Here is a 26357-nt window from a genome sequence, read left to right on the forward strand (position 1 = left end):
CTTCAAGCTTCTTGAACATGTACGTTTAACAGTGCCGTGACGTCATGGTGCAACTTCACGGGCACTTTTGTGAAACCGAGCGCTTTGATCGGATGTTCAAGTTCGATTTTACGCTTATCGATCTTGTAACCCATCCCTTTGAGCGCTTCACCGATCTGTTTACTCGTTACCGAGCCGAAGACACGGCCACCTTCGCCTGATTTCGTCTTGACGACGATCGTCTCTTTTTCAAGCTTGTCTTTCAACTGTTGTGCGGCTTTCAGCTCTTCTTCGGCTGCTTCCTCGGCACGGCGTTCTTTCGCTTGAAACGCCTTCAAGTTGCCTGGTGTCGCCTCGACTGCCAAATTTTGCTTGAAGAGTACGTTTTTTGCGTAAGCATCGGCGACGTTTTTCACGTCCCCTGCCTGTCCTTGACCTTTAACATCTACTTTTAAAATGACTTTCATTCCGATTCCTCTCCCTCGTTTTCATCTGTCGTGTAATGATCGATCGCTTCTTTTAACAGCTGTTTCGCCTCGTCGCGACCCACGTTCAACTGCGTGGCCGCGTTCGTCAAGTGGCCGCCTCCGTCGAGCATCTCCATGATGACTTGAACGTTGACGTCGCCGAGCGAACGGGCACTGATCCCGGTCCGACCGTCTGGCAAGATGGCGATGACGAACGACGCCTTGACGCCTTCCATGTTCAGGAGTTGGTCCGCCGATTGGGCGATCAACACTTGATGATGGGCCTCGTCGTCTGAAGCGACCGCGATTGCCATACCGCCTGCATAAATGTCGGTATTCTCTAAAATATGCGACTGTTCGATATAAGAATCGAGGTCTTGCCGCATGAAATGTTGGACGAGCACGGTGTCCGCTCCTTGAATCCGGAGGAATGAAGCGGCATCAAACGTCCGCGACCCGGTCCGGAGCGTGAACCCTTTCGTATCGACCATGATTCCGGCAAGGAGCGACGTCGCCTCTAAAATCGACAGTTTGCGGGTACCCGCTTGATATTCAATCAACTCTGTCACGAGTTCACACGTCGACGACGCGTAAGGTTCCATGTAGACGAGCACCGGGTCCTCGATAAACTCTTCGCCGCGACGATGATGGTCGATGACGACGACTCGTTCGGCCCTGTCTAAAAGATCCCGTGAGATGACGAGTGAGGGACGATGCGTGTCGACGATGACGAGAAGTGTCTGGTCATCGATGAGCGGTTGCGCCTCAAACTCCGTCAAAAAGTGGCTGTACAAGTCTTCATCATTCTCGACTTCGTGGACGAGCCGTTGAATCCCGACACTCGTCTCGCCGGCCGGGATGACGACGTACGCCTCACGACCGACAAACTCAGCGAGCTTCATGATTCCAATCGATGCGCCGAGCGAATCCATGTCCGGGTTTTTATGTCCCATGATGAGGACACGGCTCGACTCTCGAATCAAATCACGCATCGAGTTCGAGATGACGCGGGCACGTACCCGCGTCCGTTTCTCGGTCGGATTCGTCTTGCCGCCGAAGAAGCGGACTTTTCCGTTATGACGTTTGACGACGACTTGGTCACCACCGCGCCCGAGCCCTAAATCGAGGCTCGATTGGGACAAGTTGCCGAGTTCGGTCAGCGTCGTCTCGCCGCAGCCGATTCCAATCGAGAGCGTGAGCGGAATTTTATGTTCCTTCGTCGCTTCCCGGACCTCATCAAGAATCGAGAAGCGATTGGTCTCGAGTTCCGAGAGCGTTCGTTCGTTCATGACGAGGAAAAACCGGTCGGCAGCCGTCCGACGCATATAAATGTGATATTTTTGCGCCCACTGGTTCAAGAGAACGGTCACACGGCGGTTGATTTCGCTGCGGACCTGTTCATCGACCGCAGTCGACATCTCATCGTAGTTGTCTAAGTAGAGGACGCCGATCACTGTCTGCGTTTCAGAGTACTTCTGTTCAATCTCCGCCTCGTCCGTCATATCGAACAAGTACAGCGTTTGATATTCCTTATTGTACAGGACACGGTATACACGGTCCCCGACTTCAATCGTCGCCTCGTCCTCTTCCTCCTCGATCAACTCCGTAAAGGCCGAATGAATCGAGTCAATCGAGATGCCCAGTTCCATCTCAAGTTCAAAGATGAGTCGGGACTGTTCATTGAACCAACTGATGCGCCGGGTCTCATCGAATATTAGAATCCCGATTGGCATACTCGTGAGCGCTTCTTTGCCGACATCCTCAATCCGATGTGAGAGCGAGTGGACATAACGTTCCCACGCTTTGCGTTCTCGCCGGATCGTCACTTGCTGATACGTGAAGAAGATCAGCGTGCCCACGAACAGGGTGATTGCCGCCACAATGCTGTAGAACGCCAATCCTAACGAAACGAGCATTCCAATCACATACGGAATCGCGTAACGTGCGTATTGGTTCTTCACTGATGTTATTGCTTCACCACTGTGCATGTGTGCCTCCTAAAATGAGTGCCTAGCACTCATGATGTCTAAATGGTTTCTGCTCTATCATACCATATCTGCCGGTTTCACTTACACTCCTACGTGGAGACAGAAAACAAAAAAACGACTTACCCCAAAGGATAAGCCGTGTGTCAAACATTACTCTGCAACGTATGGAAGCAAAGCCATTTGACGTGAACGCTTGATAGCGACAGTAAGTGGACGTTGGTATTTCGCTGAAGTACCGGTCACACGACGTGGAAGAATTTTCCCACGCTCTGAAACGAAGCGCTTGAGTAATTCTACGTCTTTATAATCGATATGAGTGATGTTGTTCGACGTAAAGAAACATACTTTACGACGACGACGACCTCCTGGACGACGTGCCATGTGAAGACCTCCTTTATTAGTTTAGTTTCGAATCGACGCGATCAAAATGGTAGATCGTCATCCGATAAGTCGATTTTGCCGCCACCCGAGAACGGATCTGCTTCAAAACCTTTGTTTGAAGATTGGTTTGAAGATTGGTTTGAGGACTGAGATGAAGTCGAAGAAGCGGCTGCGCCCCATCCTGATCCACTTGACTCACCACCACCGAAAACATCTCCCGCTGGTGCTGTATCACGTTGCGCTGAGGCACCGCGTGGTTCAAGGAAGCGTACGCTATCTGCTACGACTTCTGCCCGGTAACGACGTTGGCCATCTTGACCCTCGTAACTACTGATTTGAAGGCGACCGTCTACGCCGGCCATGCTGCCTTTTTTCAAATATTGCGCCACGTTCTCTGCTTGTTTGCGCCAAACGACACAATCAATAAAGTCCGCCTCACGCTTCCCATCTTGTCCAGTAAATGGACGATCGCAAGCGAGAGTGAAGCGAGTTACGGCGATTCCGCTCTGCGTATAACGCATTTCTGGATCGCGTGTCAATCGACCAACTAACACAACTCGGTTAATCATCTCAAAGCTCCCCTTTCACAATATGAAGCGTCAAGAATCAACGCTCATCTTTAGTTGTCATTTGACGGACAACGTCATCAGAGATCTTCATGAGACGCTCTGTTTCTTGGATCGCTTTAGGTTCAGCAGTGATGCTAAGAAGAACATAGTATCCTTCGCGCATTTTGTTGATCTCGTAAGCGAAACGACGTTTACCCATATCTGTTGTTTTTTCAACAGTACCTCCGTTTTCAGTGATGACGTTGTTAAAACGTTCAACCAACGCTTTTTTAGCTTCCTCATCAACTGATGGACGGATAATGTAAAGTAGTTCATATTTACGCATTATCTTTCACCTCCTCTTGGACTAGCGGCTCCTACCGGTTGCAGGAGCAAGGAGCAAACAATTGTTTTACTCACGTCATAATATACTATCAAACTTATTTGCATTTTACAATACGTTTCAAGGAAATGTCTTAAACATTGAAGCGGAACGTGACTACGTCGCCATCTTCGAACACATATTCTTTACCTTCTGAACGCAACTTGCCTTGCTCTTTGACGAGTGCCATGTTGCCGGCAGCCGACAAGTCTTCGTACGAGACGACTTCGGCCCGGATGAATCCGCGCTCAAAGTCCGAATGGATGACGCCGGCACACTGAGGAGCCTTCATCCCTTGTTTGAACGTCCAAGCACGGACTTCTTTCTCACCTGCCGTGAAGTATGTGGCGAGACCTAGCGTCGAGTACGCGGCATGGATCAGCTGATCGAGGCCAGACTCTTCAATCCCGAGGTCTTGTAAGAACTCAAGGCGCTCTTCTGGCTCAAGCTCAGAGATTTCTTCCTCGATGCGCGCACAGATGACGATCACTTTCGCATCTTCCGTCGCGGCGTGTTCACGCACGGCTTGCACGTACTTGTTGTTGTCCGAGTCCGCGACTTCGTCTTCGCTCACGTTCGCGACGTAAAGCATCGGTTTCATCGTCAACAGTTGGAAGTGTTTGACGATCGCGAGTTGGTCTTCCGTCAATTCGGCTACACGGGCCGGGCGCTCTGATTCGAGGACCGCTTGAACGATCTCGAGTGCTTCAAGTTCTTGGGCGGCCCCTTTATCTTTTGACTTCACCATTTTTTGAACGCGCGTGATGCGCTTGTCGACAAGTTCGAGGTCCGCCAAGATGAGCTCGAGGTTGATTGTCGTGATGTCATCGATCGGCGACACTTTACCGGCGACGTGGGTGATGTTGTCATCTTCAAAACAACGGACGACTTGGCAAATCGCGTCCACTTCACGGATGTTGGCTAGGAACTTGTTCCCGAGACCTTCTCCTTTTGATGCTCCTTTGACGATTCCAGCGATATCTGTAAATTCGAACGCTGTCGGTACCGTCTTCTTCGGTTTGACGAGTTCCGTCAACCGGTCCAAACGCGCGTCCGGTACTTCGACGACTCCGACGTTCGGGTCGATTGTAGCAAACGGATAGTTGGCCGCTTCTACACCTGCTTGCGTGATGGCGTTAAATAATGTCGATTTCCCGACGTTCGGTAACCCGACGATTCCTGCTGTTAATCCCACTTATATTTCCTCCTCATCCGGTGTTTCCCGGGAAATGTTGATCCGTCTGTGGAGTGGGTACGTTCAGTACACCACACCGTCACATCCTTCACAATTATAGATAGTCCTCGATTAAACCGCAACTCACGGTTGCAACATAGAGAAGAACGCCACTTATTCAGCGGCGTTCTCTTGTTTAAGCACTTTTTTCAAACGTTTGTCAAAGTCACGTCGCGGCATTAAGACGCTCGCTCCGCAGCCTTGACATTTGATTCGGATGTCCATCCCGACCCGTGTGACTTGCCAACGGTTCGTCTGACAAGCGTGCGGTTTCTTCATCTCTACAAAATCGTTTAACTCATACGATTTAGCCTGCATTTTCGGGCGCTCCTTTAGTCGAAGTCGTTGGAGGCATCATGACCGTGCGTGGATATGGAATTTCAATCCCGCGCTCATCAAGTCCGGCCTTCAACTCTTTATGCAAAATCCGGCCTGCCGCGAAATGTTGCGTCGGCGGCACTTCGGCCATGAGACGGTACACGACTTCCGACGGTCCGAGCGACTGCACGCCGGCGAGTGTGATCGGTTCGATGAACAGATCGTGATACTTTGCCTCGACCGCCTTCGCGATTTCTTTCAGCGCTTTTTCGACCCCTTCTACCTCTTCCTCATAAGCGACCCCGATATCGACGACAGCGACGCTGTTCTCAAGCGAGTAGTTCGTCACTTGCATGATTTGGCCGTTCGGAATGATCGTCACTTGTCCGTTCAATCCTTTAAGTTTCGTCGTCCGGATGCCGACTTCAATGACGGTCCCGTCGACTTGTTGGTTCAAGTTCACATAGTCCCCGTTCTTGTACTGGTTCTCAAAAATAATGAACGCGCCTGTGATGACGTCTTTGACCAAGTTTTGGGCACCGAACGAGATGGCGAGACCCGCGACCCCGGCCGATGCGATCAAACCAGCGATATTGACCCCGAATTGACCGAGTACGGTCAAAATCATAATGAGTCCGATCACATAACGGATCGTGTTTTGCGCCAGTTTCAAAAGCGTTTCATTTTGCCGTTGCGCCACGATGTTATCTTCATGGATTTTACGTAACGTGAACACGCGCTGGACCATCGACGTCAATATTCTTGTCGCCGCATACAACGCCACGATGATGAGCACGACCCCGGTCAGCTTAATCCCAAGGGCGATCCACATCTCTGTGTCTTGAAAATACGCGACGAAGCGGTTGACGTTATTAATCGTCTCGTCGGCCACCGTACTTAAATCTGTTTCTGTATTCTGTGAAGCCATGTTGTCACCTCTAAAGTCATATATTCTAACCCATCAAACCATAATTGATGACTTTTCTCAAACCCTACATCCGGACGTTATAAGTTTCCTTGTTCCGGGAATGGGTTAATACGATATCCTTCCGCAAATGCAACTAGATCACAAACAGCTTAGAAGAGAGGATGAGATTCATGCCGTTTCGCCTAAAACCTCATAAACCATACTCTTTCTTCATCGAACATACTGAACGGAGTGGATCCAAACTTTTTGCTGACCAGCTTCACGAACAGTTGGCGAGCGAGACACACCGTCCGATCGTTCTCGTCTGCATCGGATCCGACCGTTCGACCGGAGATTCGCTCGGTCCCCTCGTCGGTACGTTTCTCGAGGAAAAAATGGTTCGGAACTTGCACGTCTACGGAACACTCACGAAACCGGTCCACGCATTAAACCTAGTAGAAACGCTCCATGAGATTCAGACACGCTTTCACCGTCCGCTCATCATCGCCATCGATGCCTGCCTCGGCCGCTTATCGAGCGTCGGTTACGTCTTCTTCTCGGAAGGCCCGCTCGCACCGGGCGCTGGCGTTCAAAAAGAACTCCCCTCGGTCGGCGAATACAACATCAAGGCGGTCGTCAACGTGAGCGGCTTCATGGAGATGATGATTCTACAAAACACGCGTCTCCACCTCGTTTACGAACTGGCGCACTTCGTCACCGCCGGATTCGTCGAATTCGATTCGCGAATCGGAAACATCCACCATGAAGAGGCTGCGTTCACAAGACTTCGTCAATCACGTGACGAATCAAAATCTTGAGGTGACAACAGCGTCAACAAATGTTCCAAGTCTTCCTGCGAAAAATATTTCAACTCGAGGACGCCGCCTTTTCGACGTGACCGAATCGAGACATCCATTTGAAGACGTTCCGCAAGCACGGCCTCGACGGCTTCGACGTCGGCGTCTGAGCGTTTGAGCGTCTTTTTTTCTGTGCGCTCTTTTTGCAAATGGCGCTCGAGCCGGCGGACCGTCCACTGCTCAGCAATGACACGTCGCGCGATTTGTTCCATCGCCGCCTCCGACTTCATGCCGGTAATGGCACGGGCATGACCCATCGTCAGTTCCCCGACCATGACCGCGTGTTGGACCGCGCTCGGCAGTCTCAGGAGCCGGAGGCTATTCGTCACATGGCTCCGGCTCTTCCCGACACGTTCGGCGAGCTGTTGTTGCGTCAGCCCTAACGTCTGCATGAGTTGCTCATAGGCGAGCGCTTCTTCGATCGCGTTCAAATCAGCCCGTTGGATGTTCTCGATGAGCGCGAGCTCCATGACCCGATCCGAGTCGGCCGTCACGATGAGCGCCGGAATATCTTCCTTTCCGGCAAGCATCGCCGCCTGATAGCGCCGCTCGCCAGCGATGATCTCATAATAGCCGCTCGCCTTACGGACGACGATGGGCTGCAAGACACCGTACCGTTCAATCGATTGTCGCAGCTCTTCTAGCTTCTCGGCTTCGAATTGCTTCCTTGGTTGGTTCGGGTTGGGACGGATAAATTTGAGCGCTAACTTTTCCATCGTGACGCCTCCTTGTTCATGAATTATAAAAAAAGCACGAGCTCACTTTTGTGGCCGTGCTTTTGGGATTCGGATTCGAATTTCAACAAACTCTTCTTCATCGACTTCTTCGGTTTGAACTTCGATACCGGTTTTCCCGATCAGATCAATCGAGTCACGGATCGTGTTGATCGCGATTCGAGTGTCTCGGGCAAAACTTTTCGTCCGCCGGCGTTGCTTCTTCGGTTTCCGTTTTTCTTCCTCAATCGGCGTCGTCAGGAACGCGACACGTTGTTCCGTCTCTTTGACGTTATAGTCTTCTTCAAGGATCTCCGTGAGTACTTGAATTTGCAGCAACTCTTCTTTGAGCGGCAAGAGCGCCCGGGCATGTCGTTCGTTGATTTGACGGTCACGTAAACATTGTTTGACGTCGTTCGGCAGCTTCAAGAGGCGTAGCTTGTTCGCGATTGTCGACTGGCTCTTACCGAGGCTCTTCGCGAGCGCGTCTTGCGTCAACTGTTTCATCGACAACAACCGGTCATACGCTTCCGCTTCTTCAATCGGGCTAAGCTGTTCGCGTTGTAAGTTTTCGATGAGCGCCAAGGCGGCCGTTGTATCGTCATCCATGTCACGGACGATGGCCGGAATGACGGACCATCCTAACGATTTGACCGCGCGAAAACGACGCTCCCCAGCGATGATCTCATAGCGGTCCCCTTCCGCCTTACGAACGACGATCGGCTGAAGCAATCCGTGCTCTTCGATCGTGACGGCCAACTCTTCAATCTTAGCCGGTTCAAATACTTTACGCGGTTGATAACGGTTTGGAAGAAGTAATGCTAAAGCGATTTCTTGGACCGTGTCGTTCGGTTTAACTTGCGTCATTTCCGTGACGGCCACTTCTTGACGACTTCCGAACAGTTTAGCAAATGTTTTCTTCAACGTCGGCACCCCTTTATGTAAAAAATAAGCAGATTCCACCACTGGAATCTGCTTTTAGTTTCACGTGAAACAAGAATACTCAGATTAGCGGCTCTTTCGCCGGCGTTCCCGCTTTACGCGGATATTTCCCGGGCGTTTTACGTAATTTATCTACAATTACGATATTACGCTCACTCATCTCTCCTGGCAATAGGAACTGGTGTGTCGCTTTTACTTTCCCACCGAGCACCGCCAAGGCATTCTTCGCGTCCACAAGTTCGTCGGAAACTTTCGCGGCTTTGAGCGCCACGAACGTTCCGCCGACTTTTGCGAGCGGTAGACAGTACTCGGCGAGCACCGTCATCCGCGCGACGGCACGGGCCGTCACGACATCAAATTGCTCACGGAATTTTTTATTTTTCCCGAACTCTTCGGCGCGTCCATGGTGGAACGCGACGCCATCTAGCTCGAGAGCGAGGGCGAGTTCGTTCAAGAACGTGATGCGCTTGTTGAGCGAATCGACAATCGTTACATGTAAGTGCGGGAACAAGATTTTGAGCGGTAAGCTCGGGAATCCTGCCCCGGCGCCGACGTCACATACCGTCTCGACGGCCGTGAAGTCGAAATGAAACGCAGCGCTCAGCGAATCATAGAAATGCTTCAAATAGACTTCTTCTTTATCCGTGATCGCCGTCAAATTCATCTTCTCGTTCCATTCGACGAGCATCTCGAAATACCGTTCGAACTGGGCGAGTTGTTTCTCGCTCAGTTCGAACCCTTCTGCCTGTAAGGCTTCAATAAATTGGGATTGATTCATCGTCTCACTCCACCGTTGCGTATTGTCCCTGCTCGATATAGACAAGAAGAATCGATACGTCGGCCGGGTTCACCCCGGAAATACGTGACGCTTGTCCAATCGAGAGCGGACGAACTTGTTTCAATTTCTGTTGTGCTTCCGTCGCAAGACCACTGATCGCGTCATAGTCGAGCTTCTCAGGGATGCGCTTCTCTTCCATACGACGCATTTTTTCGACTTGCTCGAGCTGTTTCGAGATGTAGCCTTCATATTTCACTTGAATCTCGACTTGTTCAGCCACTTCGAACGGCACTTCGACCAGAGCCGGTGCAAACCGCGTCAGCGTCGCGTACGTCACTTCGGGCCGCTTCAACAAGATGTTGGCATGTGCTGCTTCTTTGAGCGGGTTCGCCCCGACTTCTTCCAAAATCGCATTCACTTCAGCCGACGGTTTGATCACGAGCGACTGGAGCCGCTTCACTTCCGCAGCGATGGCTGTACGTTTGTCTTCAAGATTTGCATGGCGCTCAGCCGACAACAAACCGACTTCGTGTCCGATGTCGCTGAGGCGAAGATCGGCGTTATCGTGGCGAAGGAGCAAGCGATATTCGGCACGTGACGTCAGCAGACGGTACGGCTCGTTCGTCCCTTTCGTCACGAGGTCGTCGATCAAGACACCGATATACGCTTGCGACCGGTCCAAGATGACCGGGTCTTTCCCGAGCACTTTGCAGGCGGCGTTCATACCGGCCATGATACCTTGCCCGGCTGCCTCCTCATATCCGCTCGTCCCGTTGATCTGCCCAGCCGTGAACAGACCGCTGACCGCCTTCGTCTCGAGTGTCGGCCACAGTTGCGTCGGTACAACCGCGTCGTATTCGATCGCGTAACCGGGGCGCATCATCTCTGAGTTTTCAAGACCCGGGATCGTCCGGAGCATCTGGTGCTGGACGTCTTCCGGCATGCTCGTCGAGAAACCTTGGACGTAGATTTCTTCCGTGTCGCGGCCTTCTGGCTCAAGGAAGATTTGATGACGCGGCTTGTCGTTGAAACGAACGACTTTATCTTCGATCGACGGACAGTAGCGTGGCCCTGTCCCTTTGATCGCGCCCGAATACATCGGCGAACGATGCAAGTTCTCGTCAATCAACTGGTGCGTCCGCTCGCTCGTATACGTGAGCCAGCACGGGATCTGTTCGATCGGATTGAGGTCGGTCGACGTGTAAGAGAAGAGCGACGGGTTCTCGTCCCCCGGCTGAATCTCCGTTTTTGAATAATCGATCGTCTTCCCGTCGATTCGCGGCGGCGTACCCGTCTTGAAACGAACAAGTTCAAGCCCGAGCTCTTCGAGATGCTTCGACAGCTCGACAGAAGGCATTTGGTTGTTCGGACCGCTCTCATAAGACAGTTCTCCGATGATGATCTGTCCGCGCATGAACGTACCGGTCGTGACGATGACCGCGTTCGCCCGATACTCCGAGCCTGTGTTCGTGATGACACCGCGTACTTGCCCGTCTTCGACGATGAGTCGCTCGACGAGTGCTTGACGAAGCAACAGGTTCGGCTCGTCTTCAAGCACTTTCTTCATGTGATTTTGATATTGGAATTTGTCCGCTTGCGCCCGTAACGCACGCACCGCTGGACCTTTTGATGTGTTGAGCATTTTCATTTGAATATATGTCGCGTCAATCGCTTTCGCCATCTCGCCTCCGAGGGCATCGATTTCACGAACGACGATCCCTTTAGCGGGACCTCCGATCGACGGATTGCAATACATAAACCCGACCATGTCCGGGTTCATCGTGAGCATCGCTGTCTTCGCGCCCATGCGCGCCGATGCAAGTGCCGCTTCGATCCCCGCGTGACCGGCTCCGATGACGATGACGTCAAACTCGCCTGCCGTGTAAGCCATAGTGTTTCCTCCTTCTTATTTCCCAAGACAAAACTGTGAAAACAGTTGATCAATTAAACTTTCCTGGACCGTGTCCCCATTGATTTCCCCGAGCGTATCCCACGCCCGACGTAAATCGATTTGGACCATGTCAATCGGCATGTTCATGCCGGCGCTACCGAGCGCTTCATCGATTTGCTCGATCGTTCGTTTAATGAGTTGAATGTGTCGTGCGTTCGAGATATATGTCATATCTTGCGACTCGACGCCTTTGGCGAAGAACAAGTTCGAAATCGCCTTTTCAAGCGCATCGATCCCTTCTTCCAATAATAGCGATGTAGCCACAATCGGGCGCCCTGCCGCTAATTTCTCTAGCTTAGAAGAATCCATGTTTTGTGGCAAGTCTGTCTTGTTGATGATGATGATCGCATTCATGCCGGCAATCGCCTCGAATAGCGCCTCATCTTCGACCGTCAAGCCCTCATGACCGTTCAAGACGAGCAAGATGAGATCGGCGCCCGCAAGCGCCTTCCGCGATTTTTCGACACCGATCCGTTCGACGATGTCTTCCGTCTCGCGAATCCCGGCCGTATCGATCAGCTTGAGCGGAACGCCTTTGACGTTCACGTACTCTTCGATCGTGTCGCGCGTCGTTCCCGCGATTTCCGTGACGATCGCCTTCGTTTCCTGGACGAGCGTGTTCAACAGCGAGGACTTGCCGACGTTCGGCCGTCCGATGATCGCTGTCGCGAGACCTTCGCGCAAAATCTTTCCTTGGCGAGCCGTTTCGAGCAGTTGTTCGAGCACACGTTTCACTTCGCCCGCCTTCTCTTCAACGATCGCTTGCGTCATCTCTTCAGCATCGTACTCTGGGTAATCGATATTGACCTCGACGGCTGCGATCGTTTCAAGCAACAGTTGACGCAAATCGCGGACGAGCCGCGACAAACGACCTTCCATCTGTGACATCGCCACGGTCATGGCGCGGTCGGTCTTCGCCCGAATCAAATCCATGACCGCTTCCGCTTGTGACAAGTCGATGCGGCCATTCAAAAAGGCGCGCTTCGTGAACTCGCCTGGTTCTGCCAATCGAATGTTCGGTTGTTCGAGGATCAGCTCGAGGACACGATTGACCGCGACGATTCCTCCGTGACAGTTGATTTCGACGACGTCTTCTCGCGTGAACGTCTTCGGCGCCCGCATGACGCTGACCATCACTTCATCGATGACCTCGTCTGTGCCAGGCCGTTTCAGTTTTCCGTAATGAATCGTGTGCGAGTCCACTTCCGTCAAGTCTTTGCCCGCGAACACGTTCGCCGTCGTCTCGACAGCCTTGTCACCGGACAAACGGACGATTCCGATTGCCCCTTCACCCATCGGCGTCGAAATGGCTGTAATCGTGTCAAACTCTAGCATAATCTTCCCCTCCCATACTTCAAACATCTTTATCTATCATATGCATAACGCACCTACTATACACGATATTTAGCTCGAACGAAAGGGTCCGACCTTTACGTTACAAGTTGCTTTTTCAGTTTTTACTTTTGTACAATAGCGGAATATATTTCCAAAGGAGGCACGACGGAATGAGACAACTTGAGGCCATTTCTAAACTGACGGACGTGTTACAGCAAGACGAAGCCGTTCAAGCGATTTTTCTTAAAGGATCGTTTGGACGCGGGGAAGGCGATGAGCATTCGGACGTCGACCTTTATGTCATGGTCGCCCCGGATTGGCTCCAATGCGAAAAGAGCCGCCTGTGAAATCAGGCGGCTCTTCGTTCATCCGTGCTGGCGTCTTGCAGACCGAAGCGTGAAATAGAGTACTAATTCGATGAGACCGACGGCAATTAAAAAGCCGCCGAACAATTGAAACAAGACGAGTAAGCTGTCGAACGGGTTCGCCAGCATGAGTAGCCCGATCCCGATCCACAACAAGCTGCTCAATAGAAAGAACATCCACCGACTCGCAATCGTCTTGCGAAAACCAACGGCTTGAATGAGCCGGATGAGCCCGCCAAACAAGAACAAGAAACCGATGAAGAGCGGCAAGAGGCTGGCTAACGTTTCAGCGAAGAAAAAGACGATCAAGGCAATCAAGATATAGACGATCCCCATAAAGAAGGATGGCGGCAACCCATCTTTTCGTTGGCGAAGACCTTGGAACAACACCCAAAGACCGAGCACAGCAAAATAACCGGCGACGAGATAAACGATGACGTCAAAGAAAAAGCGCGGATTAAATAAAATCAGTAACCCGATCACCAAATAAATACCGGCTTGGACTAACGTCGAACGCTCAAGCCGTTTGATCAGCGTCTCCATTAGGAATGCTCCCTTCTTGATTCAGATAATTGGTCCTTAATCCTATTCCCGCATTTTATCCACAATACTTCTCTTGTCACAAAAAAAGGCTGTGGATCATTTATCCACAGCCTCAACGTTTATTTGCGTTTTTTCTTTTTGTTCTGTTTTTCTTCTTCTGCGAGTACCGCACGCTCTGCTTCTTTTGCAGCGATTTTCGCCTCAGCTTGAACTTTCATCTTCTCACGCATCGGCAACATGATCGCCATCGTCACAATGATTGAGATGATGTAACCGACGACCCAGTACATCGAGAGGGCTGCCGGGAGGGTGATCGACATGACGAAGATCATGACCGGGAAGATATAAAGCATCATCTTCAACTGCGGGTTTTGTTCTTGCCCCGCCATTGAGATTTTTTGTTGGGCATACGTCAAGATCGCAGCAAGGATCGGCAAGATGAACGTCGGATCCGGCGCACCAAGGTCGAACCAAAGGAAACTTGCTTCAAAGATTTCAGGTGTCCGACGAATCGCATCATAGAATGCGAACAAGATCGGCATTTGAATCAAGATTGGCAAACACCCTGCGAGCGGGTTGATTTGGTAGTCTTGATACATCTTCATCATTTCTTCTTGCAGTTTACGCTGTGTCTCTTGGTCTTTCGAGCTATACTTCTCACGAAGCTTGAGCATTTCCGGCTGCAACACTTGCATCGCACCCATACTCTTCGTCTGCTTGATCATGAGCGGTAAGATCAAGAGGCGGACGATGATCGTCGCAATGATGATCGAATACCCGTACTGCCAAGTGCCGCCGATTAAATAAGCCGCTTCTTTTAACAACCATGCTAGTGGCCATACAAAGTATTGAGACCAGAAGCCTTCCGTTTCAGCCGTGATCGGCTCTCCTTGGATTGTCGATGGATCGACACATCCGGCCATCAACAAGATGACACCAGTCATGACGGCCAATAATCCTAATTTCAGGTTTTTGCTCATAATTCCTCCTACGCTTTCTGTATCGATTCTTTTAGTTGCGTCACACGTCTATCGGTCAATCCTAATTAGTTCGCGTTATATATGAAAGAACGAGCTCGGATTGTTATGATCGATCGACTTGTCTCTGTTGCCAAACTTTAGCTCGTTTGAAGACATGCTTCAAGCTTTCCGTCACTTCATCTTGCGAGAGCGACGTCGCCGGTTTACGAGCGATGATGACATAATTATGCGGAGCTACGTTCGGTTCGAGCAAGCGAAGCGATTCACGCATCAATCGTTTCATTCGGTTTCGTTCCACTGCGTTCCCTAACTTTTTGCTGACAGAAAGTCCAACCCGGAAATGCGCTTGATCCGCCTTCTGCGTGTAGACGACAAACTGACGATTAGCCACGGAGCGTCCTTCGCGAAACACCGCTTGGAACTCTTCATTCTTTTGGAGGCGGTATTCTTTTTTCAAAATTCTCACTCCATCCTTCGCTTCAAAAATCGTCACCTAACATCATATCATATCCCATTCATTTCAACGAGTGAGAATCAATTTTTTCCGTTCGATTCTGTGACGATAAAAAAAGATTGCCCGAGGATCAGTTCCCCGGGCAATCTTTTGATCTTTATTAGACAGTCAAGGCTTTGCGGCCTTTACGACGACGAGCTGCAAGAATGTTGCGGCCGTTTTTAGTCGCCATACGCGAACGGAATCCGTGAACTTTTTTACGCTTACGGTTGTTAGGATTAAAAGTTGGTTTCATGGTTAAAGCACCTCCTCAAGGTTAACGCTCTATTAGCAAGTTATAGTTTCATTTAAGGCAGTCTTTAAGATTATATAAACTGTTCTACCGATTGTCAATGGCATTTCAAGAGGTTTTCGAATCGGGCACGAATAGTTGGCAGCGATGGACTTGATCTCCCCAGCTAGACGGATCAGGCTAGACATCGATAAAATAGGGGACTAAACGAGACGCAACCTTTACATTTGAGCCGTCATTCCTTTACAAATAGCTTGATAAAGCCATTTTATCCACATATCCACCTAGTTATCCACACTTATATGTGTATAACTCCGTCTTTTTCAACAATTGTAACGTGTGGTTTCTTAAAATTCCACTTTCTTCTCTTACAAAAACAATACGTTATTTTCTTTCTCCCTCTTTTGTGCATAACTTTTTCATGACGGCTCGTTCACTTTAAGTTTATCCACAACATATCCACAGCTTATCCACACTGTCCACAGCATGTGGATAAGTGCCTGTGGATTGTTTTTTAAATCTGTGGATAAATGTCAAAAACCGTTGCCACGTCTATTTTATTTTGCTAAACTAAATGTGCACAACTCGTGGATGATATTTCATCAATTCCGAGATATACACAGCCTGTGGATAACTGTTATCCCCATAGTTAACACCTTGTGGATAACGTTATCCACAGTTTTTGTTTCCTGGGGATAAGCCTAGTTTCTACTATAAGAATAGTGAATGTGTATATCATGTGAATAAGTTTCGCCAATATGTGAGTAAAGGAGGTCTTTCATTGAAAAATGCTCGCGAGATTTGGAGAAATGTTTTATCTCTAATCGACGAAGAAGAACGAACACCAAAAGCTAGCTTTGACATGTGGTTGAAGTCAACGGAAGGAATTTCATTGATGGGAACGACACTCGTCGTATCTGCACCCGCTAGTTTCATTGTCACTTGGCTCGAACGTCAGTACTTGTCATTACTGCAAGATACGGTTGAGGAAGTGACGAACAATCGACTTGAGATTCATTTTATCGAGGAGTCGCAAGCGCACAAGTATGCTCCTGCCGAGGGATCAAAAGAAGCGATTGCCGCTACAGAAACGAGAGAGCAGCCGGTTCCAGTACGATCAAAAGAGGAAGGGAACCTCGGTCAATTAAACGATAAGTATATCTTTGAAACGTTCGTCATCGGTTCGGGCAACCGGTTTGCCCACGCTGCCTCACTGGCTGTGGCCGAAGCGCCTGCGAGAGCTTACAACCCGCTCTTCATCTATGGGGGAGTCGGACTTGGAAAGACACACTTGATGCATGCGATCGGTCATTACGTGAAAGGGCAGAAGCCAGGCGCACGAATCGCCTACGTTTCGTCGGAAAAGTTTACAAATGAGTTCATTAACTCAATCCGCGACAATAAGACAGAGGAGTTCCGTAACCGTTACCGGAACATCGATGTTCTATTAATAGATGACATTCAGTTCTTGGCCGGGAAAGAACAGACGCAAGAAGAGTTCTTCCACACGTTCAATGCGCTCCATAACGATCAAAAACAAATCGTCATCTCGAGCGATCGGCCGCCTAAAGAGATTCCGACGTTAGAAGATCGTCTCCGATCTCGGTTCGAATGGGGACTGATCACGGATATCACGCCGCCTGACCTCGAGACGCGGATCGCGATTTTACGGAAGAAAGCGACAGCTGAAGGGCTTGATATCGCCAATGACGTCATGCTCTACATCGCGAATCAAATCGACACGAACATTCGTGAGCTTGAAGGCGCACTTACCCGCGTCGTCGCCTATGCGAAGCTGGTCGCCCGGCCGATTGACCCTGATGTCGCTGCCGAAGCGCTCCACAACATCATGCCGGTGCAAGAGGCGAAGAAGATTGTCATCCGTGACATCCAAGAGATCGTCGGTCATCACTTTAACATCGAGGTCGATGAGCTCAAAGCGAAAAAACGGACGAAGACGCTCGCTTTCCCGAGACAGATCGCGATGTATTTATCACGCGAGATGACCGAGAGCTCACTCCCTAAAATCGGAGAAGAGTTCGGTGGGCGGGATCACACTACAGTTATCCACGCTCATGAGAAGATTAGCACGTTACTCAAGCATGATCCGGAGATGCAAGAGACGATTAAAACATTGAAGAAGGCGCTGTCGTAACCGTCTCATTCCTCTTGTGGATATCCTGTGGATAAACAAGCCGAGTTATCCACACGTTATTCACAGGCAGATTGGCTCAACACCAGTTGTTCAAGTGAGTTATCCCCACTATCCACAGCCCTTATTACTATTATGACTTAAATAATACTATTATTATTAAACTATATGACTCATTTCACTTAGGAGGAATTATCCACATGCACTTAACGATTCAGCGCGATGTATTCATGCAAGCCGTACAAGATGTATCAAAAGCTGTTGCTTCTAGAACGACGATCCCGATTTTGACAGGATTAAAACTTGAAGCCCATGCAGATGGATTGACGCTCACAGGAAGTGATACGGAAATTTCGATCGAACGATTGATCCCGGTCGAAGAGGGTGGAATCGAACTCATCCAAATCCAACGTGCCGGTAGCGTCGTCTTGAACGCCCGTTTCCTTGGTGAAATCGTCAAGAAGCTTCCGACGAACGAAGTCACACTCGAAGTCTCACCAAACTTCATGACGCGTATCGAATCAGGTCAAGCGGAGTTCCATCTGAACGGACTCGACCCAGACGAGTATCCACGTCTCCCTGAACTAGCTAGCGACCGCCGGTTCTATCTTCCGGCCGATTTGTTGAAGACGATCATTCGCCAAACAAGCTTTGCCGTCTCGTCGCAAGAGACACGGCCAGTCCTGACAGGTGTGAATTTCTCAGCTGAAAAAGGATTTTTGACATGCGTCGCGACGGATAGCCATCGGTTAGCACTGCGCCGGGCCCGTTTTGAAACAGATGACGATTTGACGTTCCAAAACGTCGTCGTACCTGGTCGTTCGCTCAATGAGCTCGCGAAATTACTCGACCGTGAAGAGTTGCCGATTGAAATCGTCTTGACGGACCAACAGATTCTATTCCGTCTGAAAAACATTTCGTTCTTTTCACGTCTTCTTGATGGAGCGTACCCAGATACGTCTCGCTTGATCCCAGAAGAATATCGGACTGCAGTTCGTTTGAATGCGAAAGATTTCTTACAGGCGATTGATCGTGCATCGCTGTTGGCACGTTCGGATCGCAACAATGTCATCAAGTTCGTGGCTGAAGAAGCGAACACGGTCGAAGTCTCTTCACACTCGCCTGAAGTCGGGAAAGTGTCCGAGCGGGTCAGCATCTTATCGCTCGAAGGTGAAGAACTCAAAATTTCGTTCAACTCGAAATTTGTCATGGATGCGCTTCGTGCGCTCGATGCGACGGAAATCGAGGTTCAATTCACAGGTTCGATGCGCCCGTTCATTTTGCGTCCGGTCGAACAAGATAGTGTCCTTCAGTTGATTTTGCCAGTCCGCACATCGTAATCAAGATGGAGCGAATCGGGGATGATGAGGTGTTTCACCTTATCATCCCTATTTTTGCCTTATTCGACGTTTTTCGATAAACTAATATGTATGGCGATTTTTTGTGAAAAGTATGAAGGAAAGGAAGTGACGACATGGAAAAAGTGTCGATTACGACCGAGTATGTAACACTCGGACAATTTTTAAAATTAGCTGATATTATTTCAAGCGGAGGCCAAGCGAAATTCTTTTTGGAAGACGTTGAGATCAAAGTGAACGGCGAGGTCGATCAACGCCGCGGCCGTAAACTCCGCGACGGAGACAAGATTGAAGTCGAGGGCTACGGGGACTTCCAAATCGAGGGGAACTAACGTGCACTTATTGTCGATTCGACTGCAAAACTACCGCAACTACGAAGCCCTTGAGCTAAATTTTTCAGAACAGACGAATGTTCTCATCGGTGAGAACGCCCAAGGCAAAACGAATCTGCTCGAATCGATTTACGTACTTGCGCTCGCAAAGTCGCATCGGACGACGCAAGACCGTGAACTGATCGGGTGGGAAGCGGAAACGGCCATCGTCGAGGGTCGGATCCATAAACGTACCGGTGAAACGGTACAGTCGCTGAGCTTTTCTCCGAAAGGGAAAAAAGCGAAACTGAACCACCTCGAGCAACGACGGCTCAGTGACTACGTCGGAGCGTTCAACGTCGTCTTGTTCGCGCCAGAAGATCTTGCAATCGTCAAAGGCAGCCCTCAAGGAAGAAGACGTTTTTTAGATATGGAAATCGGACAAGTCAGTCCGATTTACTTACATGACTTGAATCAGTATTTGAAAACACTGAAGCAACGGAATGCATTTTTAAAACAACTGTCGATCAAAGGTGGGGACGAGACATTGCTCGAAGTGCTCACCGACCAACTGATTGAGCTTGCCGTCAAAATCGTCTCCAGGCGCCACCATTTTATCGATCAACTCGAGAAATGGGCCGGACCGATCCATGCAGGAATCACTCGGAACTTAGAAACGTTGACGATTCAATACGTCTCGGACACGTTTCAAAAAGAACGTCACACGAAAGAACAGATGTTTGAAACGTATCGGCAAAAGTTTGATAAAATAAGAGAGAACGAACGAAGAAGAGGTGTGACCTTGTTCGGTCCCCATCGCGACGACTTCGAACTGTACGTCAATGATCGGAACGTCCAAACGTTCGGTTCACAGGGCCAGCAACGCACGGCGGCCTTGTCGTTAAAACTAGCGGAGATTGAACTGATCCACGAAGAGGTCGGGGAGTATCCGCTGCTGTTGTTAGACGACGTCTTATCTGAATTAGATGATCATCGCCAAACCCATCTGCTTGATACGATGGGGCAGAAAGTCCAAACGATTATTACGACGACCAATATCGATGGAATTGCTCACGAAACGATTCAACAAGCCAAGTTGTTTCACGTGAAACAAGGTAAAGTTGAGACGGAATCTGTCTAACGTACGACCAATCCTTATGAACACCAATTCATGTATAGTAGGTGAATGAAACCGATGAGTAACGAAAATGAAAAACAAATGCAAGATTACGGTGCCGATCAGATTCAAGTGCTTGAAGGGTTAGAAGCCGTTCGTAAACGCCCAGGGATGTATATCGGTTCGACGGGTTCGCGCGGGCTCCACCACTTAGTGTGGGAAGTCGTCGACAACTCGATTGATGAAGCGCTCGCCGGTCATTGTGAAACGATTACCGTGACGATCGAACCAGGCAACTCTGTCGTTGTCGAAGATGATGGCCGGGGGATTCCGGTTGACATTCAGAAAAAGACAGGACGTCCTGCCGTTGAAGTCATCTTCACCGTTCTCCACGCCGGAGGTAAATTTGGCGGCGGTGGATATAAAGTGTCGGGTGGTTTGCACGGAGTCGGGGCGTCCGTCGTTAACGCCTTGTCGAAGAAACTCGAAGTATTCGTACGCCGAAACGGTAACGTCTACTATCAAGCGTTCAAACGCGGCGCCCCTCAAGGTGAGCTCGAGATTGTCGGTACGACAGACACGACCGGTACGACGGTTCGTTTCTTCCCAGATGGAGACATCTTCGACGAAACACTCGAATACGATTTTGATCTTCTAGCAACGCGCTTGCGTGAACTTGCTTTCTTGAACAAAGGACTTCGCATCGTCGCAAAAGATGAGCGGGGCGACGAAACGATTGAGCGAAACTATTGTTACGAAGGCGGGATCAAGTCTTACGTCGAGCATTTGAACCGTTCGAAGTCTTCGATCCACGATGAGCCGGTTTATGTACACGGTACGAAAGACGGGATCGAAGTAGAAATCGCGCTGCAGTACAACGAAGGGTTCTCTAGCAATATTTACTCGTTCACAAACAACATTCCGACACACGAAGGCGGGACGCACGAGACCGGGTTCAAAACGGCACTGACACGGGCGATCAACGATTACGCCAAACGCTTTGGATTGATGAAAGAGGCTGATGGCAGTCTTTCCGGCGACGACGTGCGTGAAGGGATGACCGCGATCGTCTCGGTCAAACACCCGTCACCGCAGTTCGAGGGACAGACGAAGACGAAGCTCGGTAACGCTGACGCCCGTACGGTGACAGATTCACTCTTTAGCGAGACGTTCGAACAGTTCTTGCTTGAGAACCCGTCGGTCGGCCGACTCATCGTCGACAAAGGGCTCATGGCAGCCCGTGCCCGCCTCGCGGCCAAACGCGCCCGTGAAATGACACGTCGTAAAGGCATCCTTGAAGTCAGCTCGTTGCCAGGTAAGCTGGCCGACTGTTCATCGAAGGACGCATCGAAATCTGAACTGTACATCGTCGAGGGTGACTCGGCCGGTGGATCAGCCAAGTCAGGACGCGACCGTCATTTCCAAGCGATTTTGCCAATCCGAGGTAAGATCATCAACGTCGAGAAAGCAAGACTCGATAAAATCTTAGCCAACCAAGAAGTTCGGACAATCATCACGGCACTTGGGACCGGGATCGCCGACGAATTCGATCTCGGCAAGGCGCGTTACCATAAGTTGATCATCATGACCGATGCCGACGTCGATGGTGCCCACATCCGGACACTGTTGCTGACGTTCTTCTATCGTTACATGCGGCCACTTATTGAGAGCGGCTACGTCTACATCGCCCAGCCGCCACTCTACGGTGTAAAACATGGTAAAGAGATTGTTTACGTCCAAAACGACCGCGAACTCCAAGAAGCAATCAAACGACTTCCTGAGAACGCGCGCTATAGTGTACAGCGCTACAAGGGTCTCGGTGAGATGGACCCGGAACAACTTTGGAGCACGACGATGAATCCAGAGTCTCGCTCGATGCTTCGTGTCGACCTTCAAGACGCCATCGAGGCAGATGAGGTCTTTGAGACGCTCATGGGCGACAATGTCGAGCCGCGCCGTGACTTTATCCAGTCACACGCACACTACGTGAAAAACCTCGATATTTAAAAAGAAGGGTAGGCAATAACGAATGGCAGAACAAGAAAATATCAAGGATATAAATATTAGCCAAGAGATGCGGACGTCGTTCATGGACTACGCGATGAGCGTCATCGTGTCGCGTGCCCTCCCGGACGTACGAGATGGTCTCAAGCCGGTTCACCGCCGTATCCTTTACGCGATGAACGAGCTCGGGATTCGTGCCGACAAGCCCCATAAGAAGTCTGCCCGTGTCGTCGGGGACGTCATCGGTAAGTATCACCCACACGGTGATTCAGCTGTTTACGAGACGATGGTTCGGATGGCACAAGACTTCAGTTATCGCTACGAACTCGTTGATGGCCACGGAAACTTCGGGTCCGTCGATGGAGACTCGGCAGCGGCAATGCGTTACACGGAAGCCCGGATGTCGAAAATCGCGATGGAACTCGTGCGCGATATTGGTAAAAACACGATTGACTATCAAGCAAACTTTGATGGTGAAGAGAAAGAACCAGTCGTTATGCCGGCCCGTTTCCCGAACTTCCTCGTCAATGGTACGAGCGGGATCGCGGTCGGGATGGCGACGAACGTACCACCACATAACTTGAACGAAGTAATCGATGGCGTGCTTGCGCTCACGCACAATCCGGACATCACGATTTCAGAGCTCATGCAGTACATTCCGGGTCCGGACTTTCCGACGTCTGGTGAGATTTTAGGACGCAGCGGTATTCGCCGGGCGTATGAGACAGGTCGCGGATCGATCACGATGCGCGCGAAAGCCGAGATCCAAGTGTTGAAGAACGGCCGTGAACGCATCCTCATCCATGAAATTCCGTATCAAGTGAACAAGGCCCGTCTCGTTGAAAAGATTGCTGACCTAGTTCGCGACAAGAAAATCGAGGGCATCACAGACCTTCGTGACGAGTCGGACCGAAACGGAATGCGCGTCGTCATCGAGGTACGCCGCGATGCGAACGCAAGCGTCATTTTGAACAACTTGTATAAACAGACGCCGATGCAAACGACGTTTGGGGTGAACATGCTCGCGCTCGTCGGAGGACGTCCGAAAACGCTCAACTTGAAACAAGCGATCTATTATTACATCGAACACCAAAAAGAAGTCGTTCGGCGCCGGACGCAGTTCGACCTCGATAAGGCAGAAGCGCGTGCGCATATTCTCGAAGGTCTCCGTGTCGCGCTCGACCACCTCGATGAAGTCATCGCCATCATCCGCAGCACGCGGACCGGTGACGAGGCCCGTGAGAAATTGATTGCTCGCTTCGGACTATCAACAGAGCAGACACAAGCCATTCTCGATATGCGTCTCCAACGGTTGACCGGTCTTGAACGCGAGAAGATCGAAGGCGAGTATCGCGAGATCCGTACGTTGATCGAAGAATTGCGTGCGATTTTAGGGGATGAGGAACTCCTTCTCGAAATCATTCGCAATGAGTTGACTGAAATCAAAGAGCGTTACGGCGATGCACGTCGTACGGTGATTCGTACCGACATCATCGAGCTTGAGGATGAGGATTTGATCCCGGTTCGGGACATGATGATCGCACTGACGAGCGAAGGCTACATCAAATCGATTCCGAGTGACTCGTATCGCACACAACGTCGCGGCGGTCGAGGGAAACAAGGAATGGGTACGAATGACGAAGACTTCGTATTGCGCCTCTTATCTGCTTCAACGCACGATACGATCTTGTTCTTCACGAACTTCGGTCGCGTGTTCCGCTTGAAAGGATATGAGATTCCTGAGATGAGCCGAACCGCGAAAGGGATGCCGATTATCAACTTACTCCAAGTCGATAAGGGTGAGAAGGTCGAAACGATGATCCCGGTCGACTTTAATAGCTATTTGGCGGACAAAGCCATCGTTGAGGACGCTGGTGAAGGTTCAGAAGAAGAAGAAGAAGTGGCTGATGAGCAATTGTCACTCGTGTTTATCACGAAGCACGGACTTGTCAAACGGTCACCGCTTTCTGCCTATGCCCGCATCAACAAAAACGGATTGCGTGCCATCAGCTTGAACGATAGCGATGAGCTCGTTACTGTACGTCTAGCGAAGAGCGACGACGAGATGTTGATTGTGACACACGCCGGGATGTCGATTCGCTTCCCGCTCGAAGGTGAGGTCCGTTCGATGGGCCGTACGGCTCGCGGTGTACGTGCGATTCGATTGAAGAAGGATGATGATCGAGTCGTTTCGATGGAAATTGTACGCCCGACACAAGACGTGCTCATCATCACGGAAAAAGGATACGGCAAACGCACAGCGATGGAACAATTCCGGACACAAGGTCGAGGCGGTTCTGGAATTATCGGAATCAAGACAGACCGCGGAACTGTCGTCGGGATGCGCGTAGTCGATGAAGATGATGACATCATGCTCATGACCGAGCTCGGTGTCGCGATTCGAATCGATGCCCAAACAATTTCGCAAATGGGGCGTAGCACGCGCGGTGTTAAAGTCATGAATATCGAAGATGGCGACCGCTTGGCGACAATTGCTAAACTGAAAAAAGATGAATTAGAAGATGAATTAGAAGAGGAATCGACAGTTGATGTGGAGAATGGGTTTGTTGATGAAGCACCCGAAGTTGGCCCATCGTCTGAAGAGACTGAGTAAGACGAAAAGGTTGAACGGTGCTTCCGTTCGACCTTTTTTCATATAATCAGGAGGGATGAGCATGCGACTTGCCATTTCAAACGTTCACGTTGGGATGACGCTTTTGACGTCAGTTTCTTCGTTAGAGGCAGGAACGAAACTGACAAACGAACATTTACGCTTGCTCCGTTTTTTAAAGGTAGGAGCCATTGATGTTGCTCCGGTCGAATGTCGCCATCTTACCCGCGACGAGGAAATCGATCTATGTGCAAAAGTGCTCCAATACGAACGGCATTACAATCAATGGGAAGAACGGATTGCCCCCAACCCTTACGAAGCGCTTGAATTCGTCCATCAACTGTTCAAACGTGAATATCCGCTATCGGCCGTCGTCACGTTCTTTACGAATCAACCACTTCGAAAAAATCATGTGATTCATCATGCGATTTATCGAGCTTTAGTAGCCAAGACGCTATCGAAATACCGAGGAGACGAACACCGCATTCAATTCGATTATGGTGTTGCTTCTTATTTCGCAGATGCGAGCTACGCTAAAATACGAAAATGGTCCCACATGCGCTATTTCACAAAAATGGAACGAGAGCTATTGTATCAGCACCCGCTCGTCTCGCTTACGATGTTACCGCAAGATCAGACACTTAGAGCCAGGGTCGGTAAATTGATTGCCGAACATCATGAGCGTTTAGACGGGTCAGGTTTTCCGAGTCGGTTAGAAGAACGAGCCCTTCATCCTGCATCACCGTTGTTCATCGTCGCCGACCGATTCTGCCAATTGACAGCCCCACGTACGTTCAGAGAAGCGTTGACACCAGAAGAGGCTTATTTTTATATGTGGCAAAATGAGGCATACGATGGGGAAGCGTTGACGCTCTTAGCTACACTGCTTGGCTTTTACGAAGTAGGACGGACTGTCTTACTGAGTAGCGGTGTGCGCGGAACGATTCAATGCTACACGCCGAGCGTGGAACAACCGGTCGTAATCTCTGAACCAACACAAGAAACATACGATTTATCTCAACTTGATGAGGTTCGAATCGTCGCTTTTCAGTAACCGTCTAGCGTGTTCCTTCTATATAGTGCCGTCGAAAGAATACGCTAGATATTATTCTTTCAAAATATTTTATTTTTATAGTTGACGAATATAATCACAGATGCTATTATTAATGAGTCGCTAAGAGCGGCAGACGAACTTTGAAAACTGAACGATGAGGCAAAAAAAGTTTTACAAGTTTTGATTGAAGCGCAAGCTTCGTCATTTTCAAGAGCTATATCAAATTCTTTGGAGAGTTTGATCCTGGCTCAGGACGAACGCTGGCGGCGTGCCTAATACATGCAAGTCGAGCGCAGGAAATCGACGGAACCCTTCGGGGGGAAGTCGACGGAATGA

At 50.1% G+C, this 26357-nt stretch carries 26 protein-coding genes and 1 rRNA gene; 10 read left to right on the plus strand and 17 right to left on the minus strand.

Annotation, left to right across the window (positions count from 1 at the left end; all coding sequences use genetic code 11):
- Positions 1 to 2 precede the first annotated feature (2 nt).
- From rplI to EVJ32_RS08025, 8 genes are all read right to left on the minus strand, one after another.
- Positions 3 to 446 (minus strand): 50S ribosomal protein L9, encoded by a 444-nt coding sequence (rplI, locus tag EVJ32_RS07990; RefSeq protein WP_070329344.1) that lies wholly within the window; start codon positions 444 to 446, stop codon positions 3 to 5.
- Positions 443 to 2434, minus strand: coding sequence for a DHH family phosphoesterase (locus EVJ32_RS07995; protein WP_131457813.1), 1992 nt, complete (start codon positions 2432 to 2434; stop codon positions 443 to 445). The genes rplI and EVJ32_RS07995 overlap by 4 nt, the downstream gene beginning before the upstream one ends.
- 150 nt (positions 2435 to 2584) lie before the next feature.
- Positions 2585 to 2815, minus strand: coding sequence for a 30S ribosomal protein S18 (gene rpsR, locus EVJ32_RS08000; RefSeq protein WP_015880232.1), 231 nt, complete (start codon positions 2813 to 2815; stop codon positions 2585 to 2587).
- A 41-nt stretch (positions 2816 to 2856) separates the two neighbouring features.
- Positions 2857 to 3384 carry a single-stranded DNA-binding protein gene (ssb, locus tag EVJ32_RS08005; protein WP_070329342.1) on the minus strand — a complete coding sequence of 176 codons (528 nt, stop codon included), beginning with the start codon at positions 3382 to 3384 and terminating at the stop codon, positions 2857 to 2859.
- Between the two features lie 37 nt (positions 3385 to 3421).
- Positions 3422 to 3709, minus strand: a complete 288-nt coding sequence (rpsF, locus tag EVJ32_RS08010) for a 30S ribosomal protein S6 (RefSeq protein ID WP_016509090.1) — start codon at positions 3707 to 3709, stop codon at positions 3422 to 3424.
- A 130-nt stretch (positions 3710 to 3839) separates the two neighbouring features.
- A complete protein-coding gene (gene ychF / locus EVJ32_RS08015) occupies positions 3840 to 4940 on the minus strand; it encodes a redox-regulated ATPase YchF (RefSeq protein WP_131457814.1) in 1101 nt (366 codons plus the stop codon).
- Between the two features lie 153 nt (positions 4941 to 5093).
- A complete protein-coding gene (locus EVJ32_RS08020; RefSeq protein WP_016509068.1) occupies positions 5094 to 5297 on the minus strand; it encodes a DUF951 domain-containing protein in 204 nt (67 codons plus the stop codon).
- Positions 5287 to 6225 (minus strand): mechanosensitive ion channel family protein, encoded by a 939-nt coding sequence (locus EVJ32_RS08025; protein WP_131457815.1) that lies wholly within the window; start codon positions 6223 to 6225, stop codon positions 5287 to 5289. Before EVJ32_RS08025 ends, EVJ32_RS08020 begins: the two co-directional genes overlap by 11 nt.
- 170 nt (positions 6226 to 6395) lie before the next feature.
- Here EVJ32_RS08025 and yyaC point away from each other — a divergent pair, with 170 nt between their 5' ends.
- On the plus strand, positions 6396 to 7022 hold the full coding sequence (gene yyaC / locus EVJ32_RS08030; RefSeq protein ID WP_131457816.1) for a spore protease YyaC: 627 nt from the start codon (positions 6396 to 6398) through the stop codon (positions 7020 to 7022).
- On the opposite strand, the gene EVJ32_RS08035 is transcribed toward yyaC, so the two are convergent.
- The 5 genes from EVJ32_RS08035 to mnmE form a co-directional block, all read right to left on the minus strand.
- Positions 6995 to 7777 (minus strand): ParB/RepB/Spo0J family partition protein, encoded by a 783-nt coding sequence (locus tag EVJ32_RS08035; RefSeq protein ID WP_131457817.1) that lies wholly within the window; start codon positions 7775 to 7777, stop codon positions 6995 to 6997. The two genes, yyaC and EVJ32_RS08035, sit on opposite strands and share 28 nt — an antisense overlap.
- A gap of 42 nt (positions 7778 to 7819) precedes the next feature.
- On the minus strand, positions 7820 to 8698 hold the full coding sequence (noc, locus tag EVJ32_RS08040; protein WP_070329337.1) for a nucleoid occlusion protein: 879 nt from the start codon (positions 8696 to 8698) through the stop codon (positions 7820 to 7822).
- 79 nt (positions 8699 to 8777) lie between these two features.
- Entirely contained in the window at positions 8778 to 9494 is a 717-nt protein-coding gene (gene rsmG, locus EVJ32_RS08045) for a 16S rRNA (guanine(527)-N(7))-methyltransferase RsmG (protein WP_070329336.1), read from the minus strand.
- Between the two features lie 4 nt (positions 9495 to 9498).
- Positions 9499 to 11385, minus strand: coding sequence for a tRNA uridine-5-carboxymethylaminomethyl(34) synthesis enzyme MnmG (gene mnmG / locus EVJ32_RS08050; RefSeq protein WP_131457818.1), 1887 nt, complete (start codon positions 11383 to 11385; stop codon positions 9499 to 9501).
- 15 nt (positions 11386 to 11400) lie between these two features.
- Positions 11401 to 12780 carry a tRNA uridine-5-carboxymethylaminomethyl(34) synthesis GTPase MnmE gene (gene mnmE / locus EVJ32_RS08055; protein WP_070329335.1) on the minus strand — a complete coding sequence of 460 codons (1380 nt, stop codon included), beginning with the start codon at positions 12778 to 12780 and terminating at the stop codon, positions 11401 to 11403.
- A 170-nt stretch (positions 12781 to 12950) separates the two neighbouring features.
- Here mnmE and EVJ32_RS08060 point away from each other — a divergent pair, with 170 nt between their 5' ends.
- On the plus strand, positions 12951 to 13127 hold the full coding sequence (locus EVJ32_RS08060; RefSeq protein ID WP_131457819.1) for a nucleotidyltransferase domain-containing protein: 177 nt from the start codon (positions 12951 to 12953) through the stop codon (positions 13125 to 13127).
- Positions 13128 to 13145: 18 nt separating this feature from the next.
- On the opposite strand, the gene EVJ32_RS08065 is transcribed toward EVJ32_RS08060, so the two are convergent.
- The 4 genes from EVJ32_RS08065 to rpmH form a co-directional block, all read right to left on the minus strand.
- Entirely contained in the window at positions 13146 to 13688 is a 543-nt protein-coding gene (locus tag EVJ32_RS08065; protein ID WP_131457820.1) for an HdeD family acid-resistance protein, read from the minus strand.
- Positions 13689 to 13807: 119 nt separating this feature from the next.
- A complete protein-coding gene (gene yidC, locus EVJ32_RS08070; protein ID WP_131457821.1) occupies positions 13808 to 14668 on the minus strand; it encodes a membrane protein insertase YidC in 861 nt (286 codons plus the stop codon).
- A 103-nt stretch (positions 14669 to 14771) separates the two neighbouring features.
- Complete coding sequence (gene rnpA / locus EVJ32_RS08075) at positions 14772 to 15125, minus strand: ribonuclease P protein component (protein WP_070329331.1); 354 nt, start codon at positions 15123 to 15125, stop codon at positions 14772 to 14774.
- A gap of 157 nt (positions 15126 to 15282) precedes the next feature.
- Positions 15283 to 15417, minus strand: coding sequence for a 50S ribosomal protein L34 (gene rpmH / locus EVJ32_RS08080; protein ID WP_083274156.1), 135 nt, complete (start codon positions 15415 to 15417; stop codon positions 15283 to 15285).
- Between the two features lie 778 nt (positions 15418 to 16195).
- Between rpmH and dnaA the strand changes: the two genes are divergently transcribed.
- The 8 genes from dnaA to EVJ32_RS08120 all read left to right on the plus strand — a co-directional run.
- Positions 16196 to 17569: a chromosomal replication initiator protein DnaA gene (dnaA, locus tag EVJ32_RS08085; RefSeq protein ID WP_070329330.1), complete on the plus strand. Its 1374-nt coding sequence runs from the start codon at positions 16196 to 16198 to the stop codon at positions 17567 to 17569.
- Positions 17570 to 17766: 197 nt separating this feature from the next.
- Positions 17767 to 18906, plus strand: coding sequence for a DNA polymerase III subunit beta (dnaN, locus tag EVJ32_RS08090; protein WP_070329329.1), 1140 nt, complete (start codon positions 17767 to 17769; stop codon positions 18904 to 18906).
- Between the two features lie 134 nt (positions 18907 to 19040).
- The gene (gene yaaA, locus EVJ32_RS08095) at positions 19041 to 19256 is read left to right on the plus strand and encodes a S4 domain-containing protein YaaA (protein WP_070329328.1); all 216 of its coding nucleotides are present in this window, start codon (positions 19041 to 19043) and stop codon (positions 19254 to 19256) included.
- A gap of 1 nt (position 19257) precedes the next feature.
- The gene (gene recF, locus EVJ32_RS08100) at positions 19258 to 20376 is read left to right on the plus strand and encodes a DNA replication/repair protein RecF (protein ID WP_070329327.1); all 1119 of its coding nucleotides are present in this window, start codon (positions 19258 to 19260) and stop codon (positions 20374 to 20376) included.
- 54 nt (positions 20377 to 20430) lie between these two features.
- The gene (gene gyrB / locus EVJ32_RS08105; RefSeq protein ID WP_131457822.1) at positions 20431 to 22359 is read left to right on the plus strand and encodes a DNA topoisomerase (ATP-hydrolyzing) subunit B; all 1929 of its coding nucleotides are present in this window, start codon (positions 20431 to 20433) and stop codon (positions 22357 to 22359) included.
- Between the two features lie 22 nt (positions 22360 to 22381).
- The gene (gene gyrA, locus EVJ32_RS08110) at positions 22382 to 24970 is read left to right on the plus strand and encodes a DNA gyrase subunit A (protein WP_131457823.1); all 2589 of its coding nucleotides are present in this window, start codon (positions 22382 to 22384) and stop codon (positions 24968 to 24970) included.
- Between the two features lie 61 nt (positions 24971 to 25031).
- A complete protein-coding gene (locus EVJ32_RS08115; protein ID WP_131457824.1) occupies positions 25032 to 26021 on the plus strand; it encodes an HD-GYP domain-containing protein in 990 nt (329 codons plus the stop codon).
- Positions 26022 to 26246: 225 nt separating this feature from the next.
- Positions 26247 to 26357, plus strand: a 16S ribosomal RNA gene (locus tag EVJ32_RS08120); the annotation flags it as partial.

The sequence above is a fragment of the Exiguobacterium sp. SH5S4 genome, from assembly GCF_004337045.1.
Taxonomy (GTDB): Bacteria; Bacillota; Bacilli; order Exiguobacteriales; family Exiguobacteriaceae; genus Exiguobacterium; species Exiguobacterium aurantiacum_A.